Raw genomic sequence first — 16720 nt, 5'->3', positions numbered from 1 at the left:
AAGACACATACATGTTGGCACTCACGCTCATCCGGACACTCGTACCGCTCGCCCTCGCCATCGGTCTGGCCTCGGTGGCGCCAGTTCACGCGCAGCAGGCGCCGCCCCCCGCCGTGGTGCGCACTGCGGAAGTCGTGTCGCTGGACATGGCGCGGACGATCATGACGCCGGCCAGTGTCATGTCGCGCAATGATGCCCAGATTGCCGCCGAGGCATCCGGCCGCATCACCTTCATCGCCGAGCCGGGCGACGAGATTGCCGAGGGCGGACTGATTGCCCAGATGGATGACCGCCAGGCCCGGATCGACCTGGAATCCGCCCGGGCACGCCATTCCCGCGCCGCGGCCAATGCCAGCTACCAGGGTGCCGAGGCAGCGCGTTATCAACAATTGGCAGAAAACGGCACCGTGCCGGCGACGCGCTTGCGCGAGGTTGAACTGGCCCGCGACCTGGCTGTCCAGGACGCACGTGAGGCGCGCTCGGCGCTCGACCGGGCCGAGCTTGCCCTTGAGCGCACCCAGATCCGGGCGCCGTTCGCAGGCCGCGTCGCCGAGCGCCTGATCCAGGTCGGGGAATTGTCGGCGCCGGGTCGCGATATCGCCCGCCTTGTCGATATCGAACACAAGGAAGCGGTCGCCCAGGTGCCGGTGGCGGTGGCGCCCTTCCTGCGTGTCGGCATGGATGTGACTTTGTCCCTGTCCGATGCCAGCGCCATTCGCGCCCCGATCCGGGCCATCATTCCCGTCGGCAACGCCGTATCGCGGACATTCGAAGTCCGGATTGATCTGGAAGGGTCGGACTGGATCATCGGCTCGGCCGCCCGTGTCGCCCTGCCAGCGGAGACACCGCGGACCCAACTCGCCGCGCCCTATGACGCGGTCATCCTGCGCGCCAATGGCAATTTCGTCTTCGTGATTGATGATGACGACATCGCGCACCAGGTCGCAGTTGCACCGGGCGTGCGCACCGACGGTTATATCGCCATTGCCGGCGAGGTTGAAGCGGGTGACCGGGTGGTCGTCTCCGGCGCCGAGACCCTGTCAGAAGGACGGACAGTCACCGAGCTGGGCGAGGACGCCTGACCGGACAGCCCGGGGGGAGAGGGACTGCCCGGTGGCGCCGACGACCGCTACGCGGTCGCGAGCTTGTCCTTGGAAACACTGGTTGCCAACGTCTCGAAGACGATTTCCGACACCGACCCGGACAGGCGCATGACCTGAATGGGCAGATTGTTGGAAATGAGAATGAGGTCGGGCTTGCCGTCATTGACGACATTCTGGCCGCCGATCCACCAGTTATTGTGCGACGAATTGCTGCCTTGGGCGAGGTAGAGCGTAATGGGTGTCGCATTGGCGAAGGTGACCTGGACGCCGAACATGAAGTTCAACTGGTCCGGCGTTCCGCCACCGCCACCCTGCGGCGCGTATTCGTGGAGTGCGCCACCGCAAAGCCCGTTGAACTTGTCGGCCACGGGGTCGGATTTCTTGCGACCGCAATTGACCGTGATTTCCCATTGCCCCTTGCCGAGGTTTTTCGGCGTCGGGCCGGAATCATAGGGCTGGCCGTCGGTAATGACGAATGTGCCGTCGATATAGGTGATCGACTGGATATCGTCGGACTGCAGGATCACATTGTTGGTGTGGGAAGATGTCATGATGTTCGCCTTCATATTGCTCGTTTGAGACAGGAAACTGCGAACTACACTCCGGCCATTCCGGCCGGGATGCGCAATCTACCACAAATTCGAACACGACACGATTACACCTTTGCGTGCATTCTGATTTAGCAGGCAACCACGTTGACGGCGAGGCCGCCTTGGCTGGTTTCCTTGTACTTCTCCTGCATGTCGACGCCGGTCTGCCGCATCGTTTCGATAACCTGGTCGAGTGAGACTTTCATGTCCGAGGAGGTCGCCCGCAAGGCGAGCCGGGCCGCGTCGATGGCCTTGATCGCGCCGATCGCATTTCGCTCGATGCACGGAATCTGGACCAGCCCGCCGACCGGATCGCAGGTCAGGCCGAGATTGTGTTCCATGCCGATCTCGGCGGCGTCCTCGATCTGGGCATTGTTGGCGCCCATGGCGGCGGCGAGCGCGGCGGCAGCCATCGAGCAGGCAACGCCGACTTCACCCTGACACCCGGCCTCGGCGCCGGAGATGGACGCGTTTTTCTTGTAGAGCGAGCCGATGGCCGCAGCAGTCAGGAAGAAGCGCTGAAGCGCTTCCTCGTCATCCTGGTCGCGATGATATTTGTCGAAATAGCGGGCCACGGCCGGAATGATGCCAGCAGCGCCATTGGTCGGCGCCGTGACGACACGGCCACCGGCGGCGTTTTCCTCATTGACGGCCATGGCCCACAGATTGATCCAGTCCATCGCCGCCAGCGGATCTTTCTTGGGATCGACCGGCTCGGTCACTAGGTCGCGATGCATTTTGGGAGCGCGGCGTTTGACGTTGAGGCCACCGGGCAGGACGCCATCATGGCGCAGACCGCGATCGATACAGTCTTCCATGGCCCGCCACAGCCCATCAATCCCGGCCCGGATCGTGTCCTCGGGCAGGAAGGTGCGCTCATTGGCGAGCATGATGCGATAGATCGACAAGCCGGTTCGCTCACCAATTTCGAGCAGCTCGGCGGCCGAGTTGAACGGGTAGGGCTCGCCCTCTTTCACATCGGCGGCGGAGTTGCGCCCGGCCTCGTGCTCGTCGATCACGAAACCGCCGCCGATCGAATACCAAATCTCTTCGCGCAAAACGCTGCCATCTTCACCGAGGGCGCGGAACTTCATCGCATTGGCATGGAAGGGCAGGCGGATATCACCGCGAAAATCAAGATCGCGGCGTTCCTCGAACCCGATCTCGCGGCCGTCTGCGAGTTTCAGCGTCTTGTCCTCGCGAATGCGGGCCAAACGGGCGGGAATACTGTCCGGATTGATCCGCGCGGGGTCGTGCCCCTCCAAACCCAGGAGAACGGCGGTGTCGGTGCCATGACCGAGTCCCGTCAGCGCAAGCGAGCCATAGAGTTCGGTCTGCAGCTGTGCGATCGGCTGTTCGGCGGTCTCCGACAGCACACGCTCGACGAAGACCTTCGCGGCTTTCATCGGGCCGACCGTGTGCGAGCTGGACGGACCAACACCGATCTTGAACAGGTCGAAGACACCAAAATGCATGGCATGTACTCACTTTGACGTGGGGGTCAGCCGTCGCCGAGACCCTGGTCGCGGGTAAAGGCGTTGAAACAGATGATGGTCTGGGTGTCCTTGATGCCCGGAATTGTCTGGACTTTCTGGTTCACGAAGCGGCCGATATCGGCCTCGTCTTTCAGCGTGAACCGGGCCAGCAGGTCAAAGGCGCCGGAGATGGAATGCACCATTGGCGCTTCGTCGAGATCATCGACCAGCTTGGCGGCGACGTCATAGGTGTGACCCAGCTCGCATTTGATGAAGACGTAGAATTGACGCATGGCAAACTCCTCGCGGCGGCTGATTCAAATGCCGACTCTGGCGCGGCGGGTGGACAGTATCGACAAGTGGCGGCGGGTTGAACCGTGCATTCCCGACCCCGGCGGATCGTTCGCCAGTGCGAAACAGGTCCCGGAGTACGAAACAGGTACCGGGGGTCAGGCTCAGGTCACGGCGGCGCGGACATTGAAGCGGTCTTCACGCCATTCGCCTGTCCGCATGATCGTGGCCAGCGTGTCGACCGCCGTCCATACATCCTCATAACCGACGTAAAGCGGGGTGAAGCCGAAGCGCAATATGTCCGGCGCCCGGAAATCCCCGATCACGCCGCGCGCGATCAGCGCCTGCATGATGGCATAACCGTTTTCGTGCGCGATCGAGACCTGCGAGCCGCGCAGGGCAGCCTCGCGCGGGCTGCGCAGGTCAAATCCCTCGAGGCGATCCTCGACCAGCTCGATGAAAAGATCACCCAGCGCCTGCGACTTGTCGCGGACGGTCGCCATGTCGGCTTCCAGCATGATGTCGAGCCCGCATTCCAGCGCCGCCATGCCGAGAATGGCCGGCGTGCCGCACTGAAAACGGTCAATGCCGGCCGCCGGCTCGTAGTCATCGCGGAAGTCAAACGGTCGGGCATGGCCCAGCCAGCCGGACAGGACCGGGAAGATCGCGTCGTGATGGCGTTCGGCAACGAACAGGAAGGCCGGCGCTCCCGGCCCGCCATTGAGATATTTATAGCCGCAACCGACCGCGAAATCGGCGTTGCAGGCATTCAGTTCGACCGGCAGGGCGCCGGCGCTGTGGCTGAGATCCCAGATCACCGGAATGCCGAGCTGTTGCGCCTTGGCGGTCAGATCGGCCATATCGTGCAGGCGACCGGACTTGTAGTGCGTATGGGTCAGCAAAAGCGCTGCGACATCGGTGTTGAGCGCCGCCTCGATGGCGTCGCTGGCGACCAGGCTTTGCCGGATGCGCCCACCGGACAGGGCCGCCAAGCCTTCCATCATATAGGCATCAGTCGGGAAATTCCCGGCCTCGGAAAGAATGGCGGACCGCTCCGGCGCCAGCTGAAGACATGCTGTGAGTGCTTTGAAAATATTGACGGATGTCGACTCGCCAGCGACCACTTCATGCGGTTTGGCGCCGATCAATCGGGCAATCTTCGCCCCCAGGCGCCGCGGCGCGTTGATCCAGTCATGCGTGTTCCAGGAGCGGATGAGATCAACACCCCATTCCTCGCGGATCATGCGGTCCATGCGGGCCGGAACATTGGCCGGCAAGGCGCCCAGCGAATTGCCGTCGAGATAGATCACGCCTTCGGGCAGGGCAAAGCGGTTGCGGAAACCGGCAAGCGGGTCGGCCGCATCAAGGGCGCGGACATCATCCAGGCGGGTCATGGCACGTCTCTCAATACAGCGCGCACCGGCGCGGCATCGGCGCCGGCGATCTTGAGTGGCAGGGCGATGAGCTCGTAGCGGCCATCGGGCACGTCGTCGAAGACAAGGCCTTCCAGTATCCGCATATCGTGACGCTGCACGGCATGGTGTGCGTCCATGGTCTTGGAGGTTTCCGGATCGAGCGAGGCGGCATCGACCCCGATCAAGCGGCAGCCGACAGCGGCGAGGCGGCCAATCGTGTCGGCGTGCAGGGCGCGGAAGTGCGAATCCCAGCGTTCATGGGGGAATTCGGCATAGGTGCGGACCAGCACCCGCGTCTCGCCGGTGATCCGGGTCCAGTCGAGATCGTCAGGGCGCACGTGTGAACGATCGCCGCTGGCGGTCAGCAGGACACATGGTCCGACATAGGGGGTGAGGTCGGTCGCAGCCATGTCGATCCCGTGCGGGTCGTAATGGCTGGGCGCATCGGCATGGGCGCCGCTATGGGTCGACAATGTCAGGCGCGAGACCTTGACCGGGCAGTCCGGCCCGATCGTCCAGACCGCCTCGCACTTGAAGGCGGTGTCGCCCGGCCAGACCGGAAGGGCAGGGCGAAGCGTTTGCGATATGTCCCAGAGCTTGGCCATGGCGTCAGAGCGAAGTCCGTACGGTCCAGATTTCCGGGAAGAAGCGCAGATCAAGCGCTTTGACCAGATAGGAGACGCCCCCCGTGCCACCGGTGCCGCGGCGATAGCCGATGATGCGCTCGACGGTTTTCATGTGATTGAAGCGCCATTGCTGGAATTTGTGTTCCAGATCGACCAGTTTTTCGCCCAGCTCATAGGCTTCCCAATGCGTGTCGCTGTCGCGGTAGACCGTCCGCCAGACGTCTTCGACGGCGGAACTCGCCTCATAGGGCTGCGACCAGTCACGCTCCAGCTTGTCGGCCGGAATGTCATAACCCTTGCGCGACAGCCAGCGCAGCGCCTCGTCCCACAGGCTGGGCGTGTTGAGCGCGTCGCTGACCATTTTGTGGGCCGGCGGGTTGCTGGCATGGACGCGGGCGAGGGCGCCATTCTTGTTTCCAAGCCGGTATTCCAGCGTGCGGTACTGGAAGGACTGGAAACCGGAGGACGCGCCCAACTTGTCGCGAAAGGCGAGGTAATCGGCGGGCGTCATGGTGGCCAGGACTTCCCAAGCCTGAATCAATTGCTCCTGGATACGGCTGACGCGCGCGAACTTTTTCAAGGCCGGGCCGGCATCATCGCGGCGCAGGTCGTCCAAAGCGGCACCGGTCTCGTGAAGCAGAAGTTTCATCCACAGCTCGGCGACATGGTGGATGATCACGAACAGCATCTCGTCATGCTCGTCGGTGATCGGCTTTTGCGCCGCCAGAAGCGTGTCGAGCGCGAGATAGCCGCCATAGGACATCTCGTCCTTGAAATCCCAGTGAATGCCCTCACCAGACACATCGACCTGGGTGGTGAAACCCTCACTCATGCCGTTACTCCCCGTTCTCCGGTCGCGCGTCTGACCGACTCGCGGATGCCGTCGTCGTTGCGTCGAGGTGTAGGGGCTAACAAGGCTCACTGGCAACCGCGCCGCACGCTTGAAGCGCCCGCCACGCCTGCCTAGCCTGCGGCCCGTCAATCGGGGAGCGTGTCTTGGAAACTGCAGTGGAACAAACCGTCTGGGACGTAATCGCCCTCTATCTGCGCCAGGGCTATGTCCACATTTTGCCGATGGGGCTGGATCATATCCTGTTCGTGCTGGCACTGTTTTTCGCCTCGACCCGGATCAAGCCGCTGATCTGGCAGATATCCGCCTTCACCCTGGCCCACACGCTCACGCTCGGCCTCGCCACGCTGGGTTATGTGACGCTGGATCCGGCGATTGTCGAACCGATCATCGCCTTGTCGATCGCCTTCGTCGCCATCGAAAACCTGGTCTTCAAGGACATGACGCGCTGGCGTCCGGCGATCGTCTTCGCCTTTGGCCTTTTCCACGGTCTGGGATTTGCCGGGGTCCTGTCCGACTACGGCCTGCCGCAGGACCAGATTTTGCCCTCCCTCCTGAGCTTCAATGTTGGTGTCGAAGCGGGGCAGTTGACGATTGTCGGCGTGTGCTGGCTTGTCCTTCACCGCTTTGCCGATACGAGCTGGTATCCGCGGTTGGTGCGGATTGCCTCGGCGGCCATTGCCCTGATGGCGATCTGGTGGACCATCGAGCGCGTCTTCCTCGGCGGCTAAGGCGAGCAACAAAAAAGGCGGCCCCGGTGCGGCGCCGCCTTTGACTCAACCCGATGGATTGATTACCAGCCGCAATTGCGGTCGGCATTCTCTTCTTCCAGATGCGTCATCAGCGGCTGGAAATAGGCAATGATCGCCGAACCATCCATCTCGCGGGTGCCGGTGAAGGCTTCCAGCGCGTCCGGCCAGGGCTGGCTGGCGCCCATTTCCATCATCGCGTTGAAGCGGGCGCCGACTTCCTCATTGCCGTAGATCGAACAGCGATGCAGCGGGCCTTCCCAGCCGGCCATTTCACAAGCCGCTTCATGGAATTGGAACTGCATGATGAAGCTCAGGAAATAGCGCAGATAGGGAACATTATTGGCGATATGGTATTTCGAGCCCGGATCGAAAGCGCCATCGCCGCGTTCAACGGGCGGCACAATACCCTGATAGCTCTCGCGCAATTCCCACCAGGCGTCATTGTAGTTTTCCGGCTGGATCTCGCCGCGCAGCACCCGCCAGCGCCACTGGTCCATCATGATGGCGAAGGGCAGGAAGGAAATCTTGTCGAGGGCCGTATCCATCAACAAGCCGAGATCGGCGGAAGCATCCGGCACATCGGCCTGATCGAGCAGGCCGATCTGGACCAGATAATCCGGTGTCACAGACAGGGCGATGAAATCACCGATGGCTTCGTGGAAACCGTCATGGGCACCGCCCTGGAAGAGGAAGTCCTGCTGGTTATAGGCGCGCTGATAGAAGTTGTGGCCCAGCTCATGATGCACGGTGACGAAATCATCGGCATTGACGCGGGTACACATCTTGATGCGCAGATCATCGACACTGTCGAGATTCCAGGCCGACGCATGGCAGGCGACCTGGCGGTCACGCGGCTGGGTGATCAGGGAGCGGTCCCAGAATGTGTCCGGGAGCTCTTCCATGCCCAGTGACGTAAAGAAGCTTTCCGCCGTCTCGGTCATGCGGATCGGGTCGTATTCGGCGTCGACGAGAAGCTGGGTCAGATCATAGGCCGGGCCGGCATCGCTGACCGACGCCACGTCGGACAGGGCCGCCCAGGACTGGGCCCACATATTGCCCAGCAGATCGGCCCGGATCGGACCTTCGGCGGCCTGGACCTCGTCGCCATAAAGCTCGTTGAGGTCGTCACGGACATAGCAGTGGAGTTGTTCATAGAGCGGCTCGACCTGGCCCCAAAGACGCTCAACCTCGGCCTCCATCTCGTCGGCCGGCATGTCGTAGTTTGACAGCCACATCTCCGCGAGGTCGGAAAAGCCCAGATCGCGAGCACCTTGGTTGGCGATCTCGACCATTTCGGCATAATCCGTCGCCATCTGCTCGGGACCATAGCTGTCACGCCAGCCAGCCCAGACATGCGACAGGAATTCGGGATCGCGGCTGGTCCGCATGATGTTTTCCAGCTCGTTGTGATCAACCATCTCGCCGTCGATTTCCATCAGACCGGTCGAGTAGGCCGACCCCATGCGGGTCGCCAGCTCGGACAGGCGCGCCGCGGCCGCACTGTCGGAGGGGGCGGGCAGGGTGATGCCGGCCCGCAGGACATTCATCTTGCGCGCCATCTCGGTGGTCAGCTCAAGATCATTGTATTGCGCGGTCTCGGTCGCCAGGCGCACGGCAATCTCGGTGCCCTGGGTCGACATGCGCTCCAAGAGCCAATTGGTGTCATAGGTGATGAAATTGTTCTGCACCCAGGCGGTGCGCGCACCGAACTCGCTGAATTCACGCAGCTCGCTCTCGGCGTCGGCCAGGAATCGCTCGGCATCGGCCAGCGTAACCGGTGCATCAACCGAGGTGTTCGCTGCCTGATCGGCGGTGTTCGCAGCCGGCCCTTCGGTCGGCGCGCTGCAGCCTGCCAGAGCAAGCAGAAGGGCGCTCGCAGCGGCGCCCGTCATCAAACGTTTCATGATCATCTCTCCCCGTCTGCCGTGTCAGGCAGGTTTGGCTATCGCGCGCTATCCTGCGGCGCTTGCCGTGCAGGTCAAGCCACCGCCACGCAAATGTGTGCTGAAAAATCGGATGTTAGCGCTATTTGGCCGCAGCGGCCCGCATCACGCGTTCCATTCCGTCGAGAAAGGCCGAGCGATCCTTGGGGCCGAAAGGCTTGGCACCGGAGGTGACAGCCCCGGCTTCACGCAGGTCGGTCATCAAATTCCGGGTTGCCAGGGCGGCGCCGATATTGTCCACCGTCCAGAGCTTGCCGCGCGGATCAATCCCGATCCCGCCCGCCTTTATGCAACGGTCTGCCAGCGGAATATCGGCGGTGACGAAAACATCGCCCGGCCCGATATGCTCCGCGATCCAGTCATCGGCCGCGTCGAGCTTGCCCTCGACGATCACCAGCCGCGCCCATTGCGAGTTCGGTCGCCGCAATCCGCCATCGCAGACAAACAGCATCTCGACCTGGTGTCGCTCTCCGACCCGAATGATCTCGTCCTTCACCGGGCAGGCGTCGGCATCGACATAAATCGTCATGCGCTAAAGCTCGCTGACCAGGGCCAGCATGGCATCCAGATTGGCCGCCCCCAGCTTGCGACAACGCTCGGGCGACCAGCCGAACTCCGGGTCCGGCAGGTCGGCATTGTCCTTGAAGGGCATCTCCAAAGTCATCGCCAGGCATTTGAATTCATTGGCGAGATAATTGGTGCAGACGGAGAGGTTGGCGGTGCCGGGCGCGTCGACATCATAGCCGTGCTCGGTCTGGAAATCCGGACTGGCGAGGCAGAGCGCGTCCTTGTAGCCGTCCAGCAGCGCCTGCCCGCGCTCATCGAAATTCGGGGACCCTTCGCCGCCGGCGATGAAGTTGTAGGGCAGGGCCTCGTCGCCATGGACGTCGAGTGCCAGGTCGATCCCGGTCTCGCGCATGCGACCCAGGACGTGGAAGACTTCCGGAGAATTCTCGATCGTCGCCTTGTCCCATTCCCGGTTCAGATTGACGCCCTTGGCATTGGTGCGCAGATGACCGCGCCTGGAGCCATCGGGATTCATGTTGGGCACGATGTAAAAGACGGCCTGTTCGCGCAGCTTGCGGGCAACCGGATCGTCATCGTCAAGCAGGCGGCCGAGAAAACCCTCCATCCACCATTCCGCCATGGTCTCGCCGGGGTGCTGGCGCGCCGTGACCCAGATCGTTCGGGTGGCGCTGTCCTGTTCGCCCACCGTGAGCAGGTCCATCGTCTGGCCATCCAGCGTCTCGCCGATCACTTCCAGTTCGACAGCGTGATGCAGCTGCGCCCAGGCGATCAGATCCTGATGCCGTTCCATCGAGAAGGGGGCGAAATAGGCGAACCAGACGGTGTCCGCTTCGGGCAGATGGTGGATGGTAAGGGTGCCGTCGGCATAATCGGTGTCGACCCGGAACCAGGTTTCGCGATCATAGGAGGCACAGGCCTGATAGCCCGGCCAGCCTTCCAGATAGGCCGCGCCGCCGGCGTTCTCGATTGCCATGGAAAGCGGCTCGCCCATCGCGCCGGTCACGCGGAAATGGAACCATTGATAGAAGTCGGAGCCATTATCCTTGCGGATTTCAAGGCGAATACGGGCCGGATCGGCGGCGTCGAGAACTTCGATATTGCCGCTGTCAAAGGCGTCGGTGATGTGCAGGCCCATAATGTGCTCCGCTTTCCTCGCTAAAGGGTGACTCGCTTGTGACCGTGATAGACCATATCGCACGAGCAATCGACGGCGTGCCTGCGTCGCGGCTTGGGAGACATGCACATGATGATCTGGCTTTCACGGGCCGTCCGCTTCGGGCTGCCACTCTTTGTTTCAGCGATCTTTCTCGACTCGCTGCGCTACAAATTTACCGATGCGCCGGAAACACAAGTGATCTTCGGGCGGCTCGATGGATGGGCCGCCGGCTGGGGCGCGCCGGGCCTGTTTGACCACGCCGGACTCTTCAGCCAATACGTCATCGGATCGGTAGAACTCCTTGCTTCCACGCTCCTATTGATTGGATTTATACCGGCATTTCGCCGTTTCCAGCTGCTCGGCAGCGCGCTCGGACTGGCCATCATGACGGGCGCGATCAGCTTCCATCTCTTCACCCCGCTCGGCATCGATCCCAATAGCGATGGCGGCGGCCTGTTCGTGGCGGCCTGTCTGGTTTGGCTATCCTGCCTCACCCTGCTGGTGATCAAGCGTCAGGAGGCCTTGGCGCTGGGTTGTGATCTCGTCCGGGCGATCATCCCGAACAAGCGATAGCCCAGCAACAGCGCCAGTATGCCGCCATGGATCCATGGGCCCAGCTGGTTGCCCTTGACCATGAAGCCGTGATGGAAGACCGCCAGGATGGCGATCGGGTAGACAAGGCGATGCAGGCCTTGCCAGCGCCGGCTGCCGAGCCAGCGCTGCACCCGGTTGAATGATGTCATCGCGAGCGGAATGAGCAGCACGAAAGCCGTCATGCCGAGCGTGATATAGATCCGTTCGGCGACATCGCGCCACAGACCCGCCAGGGCACCGGAGACACTCATCCCGGCGGCCAAAAAAAGATCCAGGCCCAGATAGGCGAGGATGTGCAGCAATGCATACCAAAAGGCGGCCAGCCCGATCCGCCGCCGGATCATCATGACCGGTCCCCACCGGGTCAGATCACGCACAGGCGTCACCGCCAGCGAGACAAGCAGGATGCGGATGGCGGTATCACCGAGAAAACGGTGCGTGGTCTCGATCGGATTGAAGCCGAGATCATGGGGTTGGCCGCTGAGCAATAGCGCCCATTGCCAACCCAGCCACAGGCCGGGCAGGGCGAGAAGCCAGAAGGCGAGCGGCTTCATGATATGACGGCTGAATGTCCGCAGAACCGGATTGCGTGCCATGGGGCGAAATTATCCTGTCCGGCCTAGTGGTTCTCGATCAGGTCCATGCCGGCATACATGTGAGCCACCTGTTCGGCATAGCCATTGAACATCTCCGTATCCCGCCGGGCAAAGACATTGCCGCCAATGACGCGCTCGGAGCTCTGGCTCCAGCGGGGATGGGCACGGTTCGGATTGACGTTGGAATAAAAGCCGTACTCGCGCGGCGCCGACCGGTTCCAACTGGTTTCGGGCTGTTCCGACACGAAACGGATTTTCACAATCGATTTAATGGACTTGTAGCCGTATTTCCAAGGCACGACGAGACGCACCGGAGCGCCGTTCTGGTTGGGAAGCACTTCGCCGTACAGGCCAACAGCCAGGAAGGCGAGCTCATTCATCGCCTCATCCATGCGCAGGCCTTCAACATAGGGCCAGTCGAGCACCCGGAACCGCGTGCCCCGCATCTCGTCATGATCCAGCTTGGTCTCGAACTGGACATAGCGGGCGTCCGATGTCGGCTCGAAGGCCGCCAGGACCTGCGCCAGCGGCACACCAACCCATGGGATCACCATCGACCAGGCCTCCACGCAGCGCAGCCGGTAGATGCGTTCCTCAAGGTTCGAGAAATCGACGACATCCTCGAGCGCAAACCGACCCGTGCGGCCGGCATGGCCCTCGACCTGGATCGACCAGGGATCCGTCGTCATCGCGTCGGCATAACGGGCCGGATCATCCTTGCCGACGCCGAATTCGTAGAAGTTGTTATAGCCTGTCACGGCCGGGTAGGGCGTCTGGGCGTCGGCGACGTCATAAGCGGTGCCACGATAGTCAAGCGCACCGCTGGTCGGTCGCGATCCGGAGGCCGCGCCACCGCGCGGCTGGCTGCCCGACTCCGCTTCACACGCCGCCAGACCTGACAGGGCCAAGGCGCCGCCCGAAGCGATGATCTTGCGGCGATTGAGGAACAAGCCCCTGGGTGTGACCTCGGATTCTCGGGCCTGCCAGGGGCGGGAGGTGCGAAAGAACATGTGTGGTTTCCGTGCCTGCTTGCCTCAAGAGATAAGCCGATTTGGCCGCGCGTCTGCCCCGTCTACGGTTTCGTGATCGCTTTGCGCGCGGATGTTACCCGAAAACAGGGGTGAAGCTTGCAGTTATGCCGGCAATATTGTCGTTGACGACACTGATGGTTGCTCTACGGATCAGTCTTGAAAGCACCTGCGGCCATGGGCCGGGGTCAACGCCTTACAGGGGATATGATTGCCCAGCCAACCCGGTCGCTCGACGCTCAATGTCCGTAATGCCACGCTGGACGATATTCCCCGGATCATTGATCTGGTCGGTCGGGTCTATCCTGAAATGGGCGCCTATTCCGCCGGCATGCTGCAGGGCCAGATCAGCAATTTTGCCGATGGCCAGGTGGTCGTCGAGTATGAGGACCAGATCGTCGGCTATGCGGCCAGCTTCATCATTGATGGCGAGACCGCGCTGAAACCGCACACCTGGGATGCGATCACCGGTGGCGGTTATGCCTCGCGCCATAATCCGAAAGGCGAGTGGCTCTACGGCATGGAGGTCTGTGTCGATCCGGCGCGGCGCCGATTGCGGATCGGTCAGCGTCTGTATGATGCCCGCAAGGAACTCGCGGAGCGCTATGAGCTGGAAGGCATCGTGTTCGGCGGCCGGATGCCGAACTGGCAGCGCAAACGCAAGCAATACCCCACCGCCAAGGGCTATCTCGATGCGGTCATGGCCCAGGAGATCGCCGATCCGGTGATCCGCTTCCAGGCGCGCATGGGCTTTGAGCCAATCGGCGTCCTGAAAGCCTATTTGCCCAGCGACCGCGCCTCGCGTGGCTGGGCCAGCCACATGGTGTGGCGCAATCCCTATGCGGTTGAACAAAAACTGAGTGACAACGCTCCGCCGGGGCAAAAGGACATTGTTCGGGTCGCGACGGTGCAATTCCAGCAGCGCCGGGTCGAGAGTTTCGACGAATTCATCAGCAATATCGAATACTTCGTCGATGTCACATCGGACTATCGCTGCGATTTCGTGGTGTTTCCGGAGCTTTTCACCCTGCAGCTTCTGGCGCTGGAGGAGACCCGTCTCACCCCGGCCCAGTCCATTGAACGCCTGACCGAATACACGCCGCATTTCGTCGAGAAAATGCGCGAGCTGGCGATCAGCTATAATATCAACATCATCGGCGGATCTCACCCGACCCGGACCGAGGATGGCGATATCCAGAATGTCGCCTATGTCTTCCTGCGTGACGGTTCGGTCCACGCCCAGGAAAAAATCCACCCGACGCCGTCCGAGCGTCACTGGTGGAATATCCTGGGCGGCGACGAGATCATCACCATCCCCACCGATTGCGGGCCGATCGGCGTGCTGATCTGCTATGACAGCGAATTCCCGGAACTGGCCCGCAAGCTGGTCGATGCGGGCGCCAAGCTGCTTTTCGTGCCCTTCTGCACCGACAATCGCCAAGGCTATCTGCGGGTGCGTTATTGCGCCCAGGCCCGGGCGATTGAAAACCAGTGCTATGTCGTGATGTCCGGCAATGTCGGAAATCTGCCGGGTGTGGAAAACATGGATATCCAATACGCCCAGTCCTGCATTCTCACCCCGTGCGACTTCCGCTTTGCCCGCGACGGGATAGCGGCTGAGTGCACCGAGAATGTCGAAACCGTCGCGATCGCCGATCTCGATCTCACCGACCTCGATTGGGCGCGGCAGGAAGGCACCGTCCGCAATCTGCGCGATCGCCGCTTCGATCTCTACAAGGTCGACTGGAAAGCCTGATGACGCCCCCGGTGCGCCTGGCGGTGCGGGATGACATTGATCGCATCGACGCAATCGAGGCGGCAAGCTTCACCGCTGATCGTTTTGCGCGCGGTAACCTCCTGCGCATGCTGACCGGTGGTCGCACGCGCTTCTTCCTTGCGGATTCCGAAACCGGGCAGGGCGGTTATCTGGCCCTCAGCCTGCGCACAGGCAGTGCGGTGGCCCGCATCTATTCGCTGGCCGTCGATCCGGTGTCGCGACGCCAGGGCATTGCGGACGCGCTTTTACGGGCCGCCAGCGCCTGCGCCGCGGCCGAGAATTGCGACCGTGTACGGCTCGAAGTCCGGCCCTCGAACAAGGCCGCGGTCAAATTGTATGAGCGCCTCGGTTTTCGCTTGCATGACAAGCGAATTGCCTATTACGAGGACGGCGAAACAGCCTTGGTTCTGGAGCGCCCCGTCGGGACCGGTTCCACGACCCTTCCATCGGAGCATGGCCCCTCGTGAGCGACTGGCTCATCCTTGTCGAATTCCCGAATGATCTCGCCCAACACGAGACCCCGCACAAAGTCCTGCGAGTCCGCGATTATCTCGCCAATCCGGGGCTGTTCACCCAGCGGCGCCCCAATATCCTCAATCTGGCGCGTTCCTATGGTTACCAGACGCAAGGCTATTACGCCTCCCTGCTGGCCGAGGCCCGTGGTCACCGGATTGCGCCGACGGCCCAGACCATGGTCGAGCTGTCGCGCAAGACACTCTATGCCCAGGCCTTGCCGGAACTGAATGCGGCTCTGGCCCGCGAGCGCACCGACGCGGCGTCGTTGCCATCCGCCCTGACGGTTGCCTTCGGTCGCGTGGACCAGCCCGGCCTGGGACGCTTCGGCAAGCTGTTGTTCGACTGGTTCCGGGTGCCGGTACTGGAAGTCACGCTCACCAAATCGGGACAGGCGATCGAACGGATCCGGCCGCTGGCGCCCAATGCGCTCAGGGGCGAGGCGCGAGCCTTCTTTCTCGATGCCCTGGCACGCCACACCCAGCGTGGCTGGTCGGACCGCAAGGAAAAGGCGCCGGCACGCTGGTCGCTCGCAGTGCTGACCGACCCGTCCGAAGACATGCCGCCGTCCAGGCCCGCCTCGCTGAAGCGGCTGGCGACAGTGGCGGCCCGCATGGGCGTCGAAGTCGCTCCGATCGGCCCCAACGATCTGGCCAGCCTCGCCGAATACGACGCGCTCTTCATCCGCATGACGACAGCCATCGACAATGTCACCTATCGCTTCGCCCGCCGGGCCGAACAGGAGGGCATGCCGGTAATTGACGACACCACGTCGATGATCCGCTGCACCAACAAGGTCTTCCTGAAGGAATTGCTGGAATTGGGCGGCGTGCCGGCGCCGCGCACCGAAGTGATCGACGAGAATCAGTCGCTGGACGGGTTGATGGACCGTTTGGGAACGCCGGTCGTGCTCAAGGCGCCGGACGGGTCTTTCTCGCGCTCCGTCCACAAGGTCTCGACCGAGGCCGACCTGCGGGTGCGGGCCAAGCAATTATTCGAGGATACTGCGCTGATCATCGCCCAGGAATACCTGCCCACCAGTTTTGACTGGCGGGTTGGCGTGCTGGACGGGGAGGCGCTGTTTGCCTGCCAATACAAGATGGCCAAGGGCCATTGGCAGATCATAAAGCATCTCGACGGCGGCAAATCGCTGGAGGGCGGGTTTGCGAGTTTTGATGTCGCCGACGCGCCGCCAGCCGTCATCGAAACAGCGCTCGCCGCCGCCAAATTGATCGGCCGAGGCCTTTACGGCATCGACCTCAAGGAAACGCCGGACGGCGTCTATGTCATTGAGATCAATGACAACCCGAACCTGGAAAGCGATGTCGAAGGCGCCGTGCTCAAAGACAAGCTTTGGGAAGCCATCATCGGCTGGTTCGCCCGACGCCTCGAAGCCCGCATCGGAACGCCTGCCAACACGGTCGCTGCCAATACCGTCGCGGCCAAGCCGTGAATTGTCGGCGGTTGCGCCTGTTGTTGGCGC

The 16720-nt window shown here is 62.2% G+C and carries 17 protein-coding genes; 6 read left to right on the top strand and 11 right to left on the bottom strand.

Going from position 1 to position 16720, the window contains the following annotated elements:
• The first annotated feature begins 11 nt into the window (after window positions 1-11).
• The gene (locus AWH62_RS07500; protein ID WP_075189849.1) at window positions 12-1082 is read left to right on the top strand and encodes an efflux RND transporter periplasmic adaptor subunit; all 1071 of its coding nucleotides are present in this window, start codon (window positions 12-14) and stop codon (window positions 1080-1082) included.
• 47 nt (window positions 1083-1129) lie between these two features.
• Here the strand turns inward: AWH62_RS07500 and AWH62_RS07495 are convergent, their stop codons facing one another.
• From AWH62_RS07495 to kynA, 6 genes are all read right to left on the bottom strand, one after another.
• Entirely contained in the window at window positions 1130-1654 is a 525-nt protein-coding gene (locus tag AWH62_RS07495; RefSeq protein ID WP_075189940.1) for a hypothetical protein, read from the bottom strand.
• 128 nt (window positions 1655-1782) lie between these two features.
• Entirely contained in the window at window positions 1783-3168 is a 1386-nt protein-coding gene (locus AWH62_RS07490; protein WP_075189848.1) for an L-serine ammonia-lyase, read from the bottom strand.
• 26 nt (window positions 3169-3194) lie between these two features.
• A complete protein-coding gene (locus AWH62_RS07485; protein WP_075189847.1) occupies window positions 3195-3461 on the bottom strand; it encodes an Lrp/AsnC ligand binding domain-containing protein in 267 nt (88 codons plus the stop codon).
• A 162-nt stretch (window positions 3462-3623) separates the two neighbouring features.
• Window positions 3624-4853 (bottom strand): kynureninase, encoded by a 1230-nt coding sequence (kynU, locus tag AWH62_RS07480; RefSeq protein ID WP_075189846.1) that lies wholly within the window; start codon window positions 4851-4853, stop codon window positions 3624-3626.
• Window positions 4850-5479, bottom strand: coding sequence for an arylformamidase (gene kynB / locus AWH62_RS07475; RefSeq protein WP_075189845.1), 630 nt, complete (start codon window positions 5477-5479; stop codon window positions 4850-4852). The genes kynU and kynB overlap by 4 nt, the downstream gene beginning before the upstream one ends.
• Window positions 5480-5483: 4 nt before the next feature.
• The gene (gene kynA, locus AWH62_RS07470; RefSeq protein ID WP_075189844.1) at window positions 5484-6332 is read right to left on the bottom strand and encodes a tryptophan 2,3-dioxygenase; all 849 of its coding nucleotides are present in this window, start codon (window positions 6330-6332) and stop codon (window positions 5484-5486) included.
• A 164-nt stretch (window positions 6333-6496) separates the two neighbouring features.
• On the opposite strand from kynA, the gene AWH62_RS07465 reads away from it, so the two are divergent.
• The gene (locus tag AWH62_RS07465) at window positions 6497-7081 is read left to right on the top strand and encodes a HupE/UreJ family protein (RefSeq protein ID WP_233128273.1); all 585 of its coding nucleotides are present in this window, start codon (window positions 6497-6499) and stop codon (window positions 7079-7081) included.
• Between the two features lie 62 nt (window positions 7082-7143).
• Here AWH62_RS07465 and AWH62_RS07460 read toward each other — a convergent pair whose 3' ends face one another.
• The 3 genes from AWH62_RS07460 to AWH62_RS07450 all read right to left on the bottom strand — a co-directional run bounded on the left by AWH62_RS07460 (window position 7144) and on the right by AWH62_RS07450 (window position 10702).
• On the bottom strand, window positions 7144-9006 hold the full coding sequence (locus AWH62_RS07460) for a M2 family metallopeptidase (RefSeq protein WP_075189842.1): 1863 nt from the start codon (window positions 9004-9006) through the stop codon (window positions 7144-7146).
• Window positions 9007-9127: 121 nt separating this feature from the next.
• On the bottom strand, window positions 9128-9574 hold the full coding sequence (locus tag AWH62_RS07455) for a YaiI/YqxD family protein (RefSeq protein WP_075189841.1): 447 nt from the start codon (window positions 9572-9574) through the stop codon (window positions 9128-9130).
• Window positions 9575-9577: 3 nt separating this feature from the next.
• A complete protein-coding gene (locus AWH62_RS07450) occupies window positions 9578-10702 on the bottom strand; it encodes a M14-type cytosolic carboxypeptidase (RefSeq protein ID WP_075189939.1) in 1125 nt (374 codons plus the stop codon).
• Window positions 10703-10816: 114 nt separating this feature from the next.
• Between AWH62_RS07450 and AWH62_RS07445 the strand changes: the two genes are divergently transcribed.
• A complete protein-coding gene (locus tag AWH62_RS07445) occupies window positions 10817-11302 on the top strand; it encodes a hypothetical protein (protein WP_083635075.1) in 486 nt (161 codons plus the stop codon).
• Here the strand turns inward: AWH62_RS07445 and AWH62_RS07440 are convergent.
• Window positions 11242-11919, bottom strand: a complete 678-nt coding sequence (locus AWH62_RS07440) for a sulfite oxidase heme-binding subunit YedZ (protein WP_075189840.1) — start codon at window positions 11917-11919, stop codon at window positions 11242-11244. The genes AWH62_RS07445 and AWH62_RS07440 overlap by 61 nt on opposite strands.
• Before the next feature lie 23 nt (window positions 11920-11942).
• On the bottom strand, window positions 11943-12929 hold the full coding sequence (msrP, locus tag AWH62_RS07435) for a protein-methionine-sulfoxide reductase catalytic subunit MsrP (protein WP_075189839.1): 987 nt from the start codon (window positions 12927-12929) through the stop codon (window positions 11943-11945).
• A gap of 229 nt (window positions 12930-13158) precedes the next feature.
• On the opposite strand from msrP, the gene AWH62_RS07430 reads away from it, so the two are divergent.
• From AWH62_RS07430 to AWH62_RS07420, 3 genes are read left to right on the top strand one after another with little or no spacing between them, the layout of a single operon-like run.
• Window positions 13159-14703, top strand: a complete 1545-nt coding sequence (locus AWH62_RS07430) for a bifunctional GNAT family N-acetyltransferase/carbon-nitrogen hydrolase family protein (protein ID WP_075189838.1) — start codon at window positions 13159-13161, stop codon at window positions 14701-14703.
• Window positions 14703-15191 carry an N-acetyltransferase gene (locus tag AWH62_RS07425; protein WP_075189837.1) on the top strand — a complete coding sequence of 163 codons (489 nt, stop codon included), beginning with the start codon at window positions 14703-14705 and terminating at the stop codon, window positions 15189-15191. The genes AWH62_RS07430 and AWH62_RS07425 overlap by 1 nt, the downstream gene beginning before the upstream one ends.
• A complete protein-coding gene (locus AWH62_RS07420; RefSeq protein ID WP_075189836.1) occupies window positions 15188-16690 on the top strand; it encodes a RimK family protein in 1503 nt (500 codons plus the stop codon). Before AWH62_RS07425 ends, AWH62_RS07420 begins: the two co-directional genes overlap by 4 nt.
• Window positions 16691-16720: the final 30 nt, after the last annotated feature.

The sequence above is a fragment of the Maricaulis sp. W15 genome, from assembly GCF_001924955.1.
Lineage (GTDB): Bacteria > Pseudomonadota > Alphaproteobacteria > Caulobacterales > Maricaulaceae > Maricaulis > Maricaulis maris.
Note: the sequence above shows the minus strand (reverse complement) of the source record. Positions and strands in the feature narration are given on the sequence as shown.

Excerpts from the sequence above, each read along its gene's own strand:
- AWH62_RS07500 (WP_075189849.1), top strand. The coding sequence starts at position 12 with ATGTTGGCACTCACGCTCATCCGGACACTCGTACCGCTCGCCCTCGCC.
- AWH62_RS07495 (WP_075189940.1), bottom strand. The coding sequence starts at position 1,654 with ATGACATCTTCCCACACCAACAATGTGATCCTGCAGTCCGACGATATC.
- AWH62_RS07490 (WP_075189848.1), bottom strand. The coding sequence starts at position 3,168 with ATGCATTTTGGTGTCTTCGACCTGTTCAAGATCGGTGTTGGTCCGTCC.
- AWH62_RS07485 (WP_075189847.1), bottom strand. The coding sequence starts at position 3,461 with ATGCGTCAATTCTACGTCTTCATCAAATGCGAGCTGGGTCACACCTAT.
- kynU (WP_075189846.1), bottom strand. The coding sequence starts at position 4,853 with ATGACCCGCCTGGATGATGTCCGCGCCCTTGATGCGGCCGACCCGCTT.
- kynB (WP_075189845.1), bottom strand. The coding sequence starts at position 5,479 with ATGGCCAAGCTCTGGGACATATCGCAAACGCTTCGCCCTGCCCTTCCG.
- kynA (WP_075189844.1), bottom strand. The coding sequence starts at position 6,332 with ATGAGTGAGGGTTTCACCACCCAGGTCGATGTGTCTGGTGAGGGCATT.
- AWH62_RS07460 (WP_075189842.1), bottom strand. The coding sequence starts at position 9,006 with ATGAAACGTTTGATGACGGGCGCCGCTGCGAGCGCCCTTCTGCTTGCT.
- AWH62_RS07455 (WP_075189841.1), bottom strand. The coding sequence starts at position 9,574 with ATGACGATTTATGTCGATGCCGACGCCTGCCCGGTGAAGGACGAGATC.
- AWH62_RS07445 (WP_083635075.1), top strand. The coding sequence starts at position 10,817 with ATGATGATCTGGCTTTCACGGGCCGTCCGCTTCGGGCTGCCACTCTTT.
- AWH62_RS07440 (WP_075189840.1), bottom strand. The coding sequence starts at position 11,919 with ATGGCACGCAATCCGGTTCTGCGGACATTCAGCCGTCATATCATGAAG.
- msrP (WP_075189839.1), bottom strand. The coding sequence starts at position 12,929 with ATGTTCTTTCGCACCTCCCGCCCCTGGCAGGCCCGAGAATCCGAGGTC.
- AWH62_RS07425 (WP_075189837.1), top strand. The coding sequence starts at position 14,703 with ATGACGCCCCCGGTGCGCCTGGCGGTGCGGGATGACATTGATCGCATC.